This is a genomic window from Pseudomonas sp. P4_B3 (genome assembly GCF_056402295.1).
The window spans coordinates 81977-89021 of the sequence record NZ_JBFUHR010000026.1 but is presented as its reverse complement, the minus strand read 5'-3'; the positions used below and the strand labels follow the sequence as shown (position 1 = coordinate 89021).

At 59.2% G+C, this 7045-nt stretch carries 6 protein-coding genes; 3 read left to right on the top strand and 3 right to left on the bottom strand.

Annotated features, from left to right (window positions below):
• The first annotated feature begins 206 nt into the window (after positions 1–206).
• Positions 207–413, top strand: coding sequence for a co-regulatory protein PtrA N-terminal domain-containing protein (locus AC1DWG_RS26160; protein WP_477788545.1), 207 nt, complete (start codon positions 207–209; stop codon positions 411–413).
• A gap of 214 nt (positions 414–627) precedes the next feature.
• Here the strand turns inward: AC1DWG_RS26160 and AC1DWG_RS26155 are convergent, their stop codons facing one another.
• Positions 628–1194, bottom strand: coding sequence for a nucleotidyltransferase family protein (locus AC1DWG_RS26155; RefSeq protein WP_477764282.1), 567 nt, complete (start codon positions 1192–1194; stop codon positions 628–630).
• Positions 1195–1424: 230 nt separating this feature from the next.
• Here AC1DWG_RS26155 and AC1DWG_RS26150 point away from each other — a divergent pair, with 230 nt between their 5' ends.
• Together AC1DWG_RS26150 and AC1DWG_RS26145 are read left to right on the top strand one after the other, a co-directional pair.
• Positions 1425–2762: an MFS transporter gene (locus AC1DWG_RS26150; RefSeq protein WP_477764271.1), complete on the top strand. Its 1338-nt coding sequence runs from the start codon at positions 1425–1427 to the stop codon at positions 2760–2762.
• Between the two features lie 144 nt (positions 2763–2906).
• The gene (locus AC1DWG_RS26145) at positions 2907–4607 is read left to right on the top strand and encodes an aspartate:alanine exchanger family transporter (RefSeq protein ID WP_477764270.1); all 1701 of its coding nucleotides are present in this window, start codon (positions 2907–2909) and stop codon (positions 4605–4607) included.
• A 76-nt stretch (positions 4608–4683) separates the two neighbouring features.
• On the opposite strand, the gene AC1DWG_RS26140 is transcribed toward AC1DWG_RS26145, so the two are convergent.
• On the bottom strand, positions 4684–5589 hold the full coding sequence (locus tag AC1DWG_RS26140) for an amino acid ABC transporter substrate-binding protein (protein ID WP_477788544.1): 906 nt from the start codon (positions 5587–5589) through the stop codon (positions 4684–4686).
• Positions 5590–5631: 42 nt separating this feature from the next.
• A complete protein-coding gene (potE, locus tag AC1DWG_RS26135) occupies positions 5632–6978 on the bottom strand; it encodes a putrescine-ornithine antiporter (protein WP_477788543.1) in 1347 nt (448 codons plus the stop codon).
• Positions 6979–7045: the final 67 nt, after the last annotated feature.

Sequence of the window (7045 nt, the reverse complement as noted above, 5' to 3'; positions counted from 1 at the left end):
GCTCATCGTCGCTGGGTTCGGGATGATGGTATTGCTCACTGCCTGGGCCAAAAACAGAGACACCGAAGCGCACATGGAGCAAGGCACCAGGACTCCAGGAAACGCCGCCCTGGCTGGCTGGTAATTCCAGGTTGAACAAGGAAGTTCAGCTCTAGCCAATGAATCCCGCTTTAACTGTTAATAAAGTCTCACTTGAGGATACCCAAATGAAATCCATGAAAGTTCTCTTCGTAGCCGCCACTCTGACCGCTTCTTCTCTGGCGATGGCCACAGGTGGCGGTGACCGGACCTTCGCACGCATGGAGTCGGCCCGCAAAGTCTCGATGGAAACCTACCAGGTTGCCCAGAAACAGAAGGCTGAAGCCGCTGTAGCTCAAAGCAAAGCCAAGGCAGCCGATCACTCCAACAGCTGATCTGTTGTACGACCTCAAGCCTCAAATGCAGCACCCAAGGTGCTGCTGGCGCCGGTTTGACCGAGATCCTGCTTACACAAAATCTGTTGTGTTGAATCCACAGTCCAAGCAGCCCTTCGCCAAGGGCTGCTTCGTTTACAGGCCGTAGTGGCAGGCAGCAATTGGCTTTCATCTCCAATAAGTTGCTTCATCGGTAAACTCCCCTCGCTCCCATTCAACTTTGGAGCTCTACGATCCTGAGCCAAGGCCAGCGAGCCTGATAACTTTTCGCCTTCTGGTCGAACAAGTCTGGCCTGGGATTCCTTGGATTGATTCTAAGTAACCCGTGCTCTGTGTCGGCCAGGCCGTTGGGTGCATAGACCTCGCCCGTTTCAACATCCAGACCCATGCAGGTACCGGCAATCAGGTAGCGATCAATCCCGTCTCTAGCCGACTGAAGCTGAGGATAATCCCCGCCGAACCGCTGGCTGTACCACAGATGAACGCGAGCCTGATTCCTGACCTCAATGTTCACGTCGAGGTGGTTGAACAGACGCTGAGCGGACTGGATGACCTCATTCTCGGCTTCCCACGACAGATCATCATCGAAGTAAAAGACGTCGTAATCCTTCACTCCCCACCCTGCCGCTCGCTGTGACTGATGATTCCAGGCGGCCTGGAACAGGCAACCGGCCGTGAGCATGCACTGGTTCAAACCGAGCTCAGGCAAGCGATCAGCAAGCTCTGCGTTTACTGGATTGGCCATTGCGATCCTGACCAGGCTTTCGACAGTCAATGTCATCTTCATCCCTTCTAAATCGATCAAGTCCTGGCGACCGACAATACCGCCAACGCTTTACAAATACGCGAAAAACACCGCCCTTTGCTCACCCTCGGCCAATCTGGCGCGATTCATGCCTCGTTCAACGCAATGAAGTCGGTGCTGGCTATGTGGATGACACTTTTGAAGTGAGCCGCCCCGGTGTCTGCCCCGATAATCGATAGCTTACTTACGAAGTATCGAGGTCAAGCATGACGAGCGCAACTATGGAACAAGTCAGCCCAAGAACGCTGAGAAAAGTGATTGTGGCTGCCGGCATCGGCAATTTCGTCGAGTGGTTCGACTTCGCCGTCTATGGCTTTCTGGCCACGACCATCGCCCAACAATTTTTCCCCAGTGGCGATGCCAGTGCCGCGTTGCTCAAGACCTTTGCGGTATTCGCCGTGGCCTTTGCGTTTCGGCCCCTTGGCGGGATTTTCTTCGGCATGCTGGGCGACAGGATCGGCCGCAAACGAACCCTGGCGATGACCATTCTGCTGATGGCCGGGGCGACAACCTTGATCGGTCTGCTGCCCACTTATGCGGCGATCGGAGTCATGGCGCCGATTCTTCTGTCCCTGATCCGTTGCGCCCAGGGCTTTTCCGCCGGGGGTGAATACGCCGGTGCCTGTGCCTACCTGATGGAGCATGCACCGAGTGACAAACGCGCCTGGTACGGCAGCTTCCTTCCGGTGTCGACATTTTCCGCCTTCGCCGCGGCGGCTGTGGTGGCCTATGCACTCGAGGCGTCATTGTCGGCCGAAGCAATGGGCAGTTGGGGCTGGCGCCTGCCGTTCCTGATTGCCGCGCCCCTGGGCCTGGTGGGTCTTTACTTGCGCTGCAAGCTCGATGAGACACCGGCATTCCAGGCGGTGACCCAGGAACGTGCAGTCGCACACTCCCCACTCAAGGAAACCTTGCGCAACCATGGTGCGGCTATCTGCTGTCTGGGCGCTTTTGTGTCACTCACAGCACTGTCGTTTTATATGTTCACCACCTATTTCGCGACTTACTTGCAAGTCGCTGGTGGCCTGAGTCGCGCCACAGCGTTGCTGGTGTCGCTGATTGCATTGCTGTTCGCTGCGGCGATCTGCCCGCTGGCCGGGCTGTACTCGGACCGGGTCGGCCGTCGAATGACGGTGATGACAGCCTGTGCGCTGTTGATTGTGAGCGTGTATCCATCGTTCCTGATGGCCAGCTCCGGCTCGTTCGCAGCGTCCATCGTCGGCGTCATGCTCCTGGCGATTGGCGCGGTGTTGTGTGGCGTGGTGACGGCGGCCTTGCTCTCGGAAACCTTCCCTACCCGTACCCGATACACCGCCTCGGCGATCACCTACAACATGGCGTACACCCTTTTCGGCGGCACGGCACCGTTGGTGGCTACGTGGCTGATCAGCACCACCGGCAGCAACCTGTCACCAGCGTTCTATCTGATCGCGGTTGCATTGCTCGCGCTGGCGGGTGGGCTGGCATTGCCGGAGACTTCAAGGATTTCCCTGCATGACGTTGCGTCGCGGGAGAAAGGCTTAGGAGTGAGTGCGTCCGCCTGAAACACCAAACAAGCCTGTCCTGGGCCCGGTACTGTTCTATCGCAAAGGTGTTGCGGGTCAACCTCCCCGGATTCACACGCTACGCTACTGCCTGAGTCTTTCCTGACATCAGGCATTAACGTAGCGAAAAAGGGGAATCAACCCGTGCAGGCACTCTTCTCGTTTCTCAATGCCAACCCTTACATGTTGCTGTTCCTGGTAGTGAGCCTGGCGGTGCTGATTGGCCGCTTCACCATCAAGGGTTATGGGTTGGGTACCGTCGGAGGCGCCATAGTGGTTGGCAGTGGCGTCGCCATTGCCGCCTCCCTCTATGGCATCACCTTCAAGCTCGACGCGTTCACCATGAACCTCTTCTACTACCTGTTCATGTACGGGGTCGGTTTGCGGGTCGGTCCCTCATTCCTCAATAGCCTGAAGGATGACGGGCTGAAGTTCACCGTCCTTGCGGTCATTTGCAGTTTGGTCAGTCTGGCCGTGGTAGTCTTGGGCACGCGTCTTTTCAACTTGCCGACCGGCGCGGCCGGCGGAATCCTCGCCGGGGCCACGACCATGTCCTCGGCCATCGGCTCGGCTGAACAGGCGGTTGCCTCGGGTGCCGTCCACCTCGCACCGGGCGACACGGTCGAGGGAGTGTCGGCGATGATTACCCTGTCCTATGGCATCACTTACATCTGGGGCACCATCGGCATCGTACTGATGTGCAAATACATGCCGCGCTGGTGGGGTGTCGATGCAAAGGCGGCAGCCCGTCGTTATGAGGAACAGCATGGGATGCATGATCTGGAGGACGACGGCCTGACCGCCGACAAGGCCTTCGGATTGCGCGCTTACCGCCTGGAAAATCCCACGACTGCAGGCCTCAATATCCGTGAATTTCTCGCTCGCTTCCCCGAATATCGCATCGTCAATGTGCATCACGGTGACGAGTCGATAGGGGCAGATCCGGATATCCAGTTGCAGTTGGGGGATGTGATTACCCTTGGCAGCACACGTACAGGCCTCACCACCAACATCGGTCTGATCGGCCCGGAGGTCGATGACGCCAAGGCACTCGCCGTCCCCCTGGACCACGCGGAGATCCTGGTGACCGAGAAAGCTGTCATCGGCAAGCCGCTCAAGGAGTTCCGCGGACTGGACCTGGCCGGGCAGCTTCAGTTGACTCGCATCCAGCGCGGCGGTGTACCGCTACCGGTAGGGCCGCAGACCCGGTTGCAACGCCGCGATGTGCTGTTCGTCACCGGACTGTCCAGCGCCGTGCAACGTGCGGGCGAGTTGTTTGGCGTCATCGCCCGCCCCAGTAGCATGACCGACTTGTTAACGTTGTTTGCCGGGATGACCCTGGGGCTGCTGATCGGTCTGATCCAGTTCCCCGCCTTTGGCGCCTCTGTCGGCCTGGGAAGCGCTGGCGGCCTGATGGTGTCGGGCATCATCGTCTCGTCACTGTCCTCGCGCCTGCGTTTCTTCGGCAATACGCCGAACGCGGCGCGTAACATCCTTGAGGACATGGGCCTGCTGGTGTTCGTGGCGATTGTCGGAATCAATGCCGGTGCCACCCTCCTCGCCCAACTGACGGGTACGCTGGCCGTGCAGATATTCCTGGTGGGCTTCGTCGCCTGCATGCTGCCGCCGTTTGCCGTCTGGGTGGTCGGCTATCACTTGATGAAGATCAATCCGGCGGTACTGATGGGCGGCATGGCCGGTGCCCGCAGTCATTCCGGACCGTGCCTCGAAGCGGCGGCAGAAATCGGCAGCAACGTGCCGTGGGTCGGTTTTCCGGTAGCGTTCGCAGTCTCGGGAATCCTGCTGACGGTCCTCGGCTACTTCGCCATGGTCTTCGCCAATTGATGCTGCTCATCTGTAGGAGCGAGCTTGCTCCTACAGTAGCATTACATCGGCGGACGGCCCGTTGCCAACGATGCCACTAAGGCAACGCATACACCCTGAACAGTTTTTTCATAACAGCGTTGGTCCCGCCCAGATACTGGTCGTAGGCCTTTTCTATGGCGCCCGAGTAATAGGCTTCACTCAGGGCCATATCGACCAGCAAGCGGAAGTCTTCGTCGTTGCGCTCCACGATCATCGCCACCGGCGAGTACTCGAAGATGCGGTCCAGGAGCATCAGGTTCTTGGCCGCACCCTCCTTGGCCACTTCGTTGCGCAGCAGCATGCGTTCGGAGAAGAAGGCATCGGCCTTGCCCTCGGCGACCAGCTTGATGCCCTCGTCGTTATTGTCCACGGTCACCAGCGAAGCGATCACGTTGAGCAGGCGCATCTGTTCGCGAATCCAGTCTTCGGTCACGCCCCCCTCCAGGGTCGCGTAGGTTTGGTTGGCCAGACCGTTGTTGATGCTGGCACGCCAGGTCGGACCGGTATTGGCGACCTTGCCATTGAGCACATTGAGCAGCGATTCGCGAGCATCGTTGCGCACCACGACCGAGAGGCCGGCGGTGTAGATCGGTATGGAGTAACTGATCATCTTGCGCCGTTCCAGGGTGGGCGGTGTCGGCGTGCAGAGGATATCGACTTTACCCTGGCTCACGGCGTTGACCTCGTCCGAAATCCTGACGGGCTGGTAGCGCACTTGCAGGTCGGGCAGACCCAGCTCGCTCTTGAGCTTGTCGGCGACTTTCAGGCACAGGTCGATGGCATAACCGCTGGCCTTGTCGCCTTCCTGCTTGCTGAAAGGCGCCAGGTCAGGCAAGTAGCCCAAAGTAAAGGTGTGGCTGCTGCGCACGCGTTCAAGGGTGTTGGCGCCGGCCACTAGTGGCAGCGTCAAGAGTGCGAAGGCAAGCAGCAGTCTGGTGGTTGTGGCAAATGGTACGTTCATGTCCGGTTTCCCCGTATGCAGATGTCTGTGCAGTCCTGGTGGTCACGCCTGAGGATTGCCGGCCCTGGCCTGGTTCGCGGGTGGCGCTTCGGTGAAGCGTTTGGCGAGGAATCCATAAAGCAGGTAGCCGACAGCGAGCACCAGGGTGCCGCCCATCACTGCGTCCTTGCCGCAGGCATACAGGGCGTACAAGGCGTACGTCATTGCAATCAGCAAGACCACCACGTTACGCGAGTAGATGGACGACGAGACCCCGGCCTTGTGCATGATCACCAGCAGGCCGGTCATCGCAGTTATATAAGGGATCAGGTTGGTGACCGCTGCCAGGCTGACCAGTTTGCTGAACTGTGCGGCGGCGTCGGGCGAGATGGTCGACAGGGCCATGATTGTCTGCAGCACACCGCAGACAATCATGCCGACGACGGGCGCATTCATCGTGTTGACCTTGCTGAACAGCTTGAGGAACAGGTTCTGGTCAGCCGTCATCTTGGCGGTTTGCGCCAGGGTAAATTGCCAGCCCAGCAGCGAGCCGACACAGGCCATGACCGCCAGGGCCATGACGATATTGCCCACCATCGGGCTGAACATCGTGGCATAGACCAGCGCGAAGGGTGCGGAGGACTTGGCCAGCTCAGCGTTGGGAATGATGCCCTGGATGACGGTGGTCGACAGCACATAAACCACGGCGGCACCCAGGGTGCCGAACAGGCAGGCCAACGGCACGTTGCGCTTGGGGTCTTCCACGGCATCGGTGGCCTGGGCCGCCGATTCCATGCCGAGGAAGGCCCACAGGGTCAGGGGGATCGCCTTGCTGATGGCTTCGGAGATCGCCAGGCTGTTGGGGTTCCAGGCGGCGGCCAGCACATCGGGCTTGAACCAGAACCAGCCGATGATGCTCAGGCCGGCTACCGGAATGATCACGCCCCATACCGTGAAAGCACCGATCTTGCCGGTGATGCCCGGTCCACCGAAGTTGGCGAAGGTGGTCAGCCAGATCAGTGCGATCGTACCGACGCACAGTGGAATCGCACCCGTGCCCAGCCAGGGTACGAAGGCCGTCATGTAGCCCACTGCCGAAATGGCCACGGCCACGTTGGCGATGGCCAGGGACAGGAAGTACAGGTACGAACAGAGGAAAAAACCCGACTTTGAATGGGCCTCTTCGGTGTAGGCGGACAAACCGCCGGAGCGTGAGCAGAAGACGCCACACTGGGCAAAGCAGTAGGCGATGGCCATCGAACCAATCGCCGTGAAAATCCACGACAACAAAGAGACGGCACCCAGTTGAGCCATGTTGGTGGGCAACATGATGATGCCCGAGCCCATCATGTTGACCGTTACCAGCGTCGTGAGCCCCATCAGGCCCATTTTCTTGCTTGAATCAGCCATCGCAAACTCCTTGCCTTGTTCAGAGAGTTAACCCCTGGGCCCGCCGACTTGACACCTGCCATCGAGT

Excerpts from the sequence above, each read along its gene's own strand:
- AC1DWG_RS26160 (WP_477788545.1), top strand. The coding sequence starts at position 207 with ATGAAATCCATGAAAGTTCTCTTCGTAGCCGCCACTCTGACCGCTTCT.
- AC1DWG_RS26155 (WP_477764282.1), bottom strand. The coding sequence starts at position 1,194 with ATGACATTGACTGTCGAAAGCCTGGTCAGGATCGCAATGGCCAATCCA.
- AC1DWG_RS26150 (WP_477764271.1), top strand. The coding sequence starts at position 1,425 with ATGACGAGCGCAACTATGGAACAAGTCAGCCCAAGAACGCTGAGAAAA.
- AC1DWG_RS26140 (WP_477788544.1), bottom strand. The coding sequence starts at position 5,589 with ATGAACGTACCATTTGCCACAACCACCAGACTGCTGCTTGCCTTCGCA.
- potE (WP_477788543.1), bottom strand. The coding sequence starts at position 6,978 with ATGGCTGATTCAAGCAAGAAAATGGGCCTGATGGGGCTCACGACGCTG.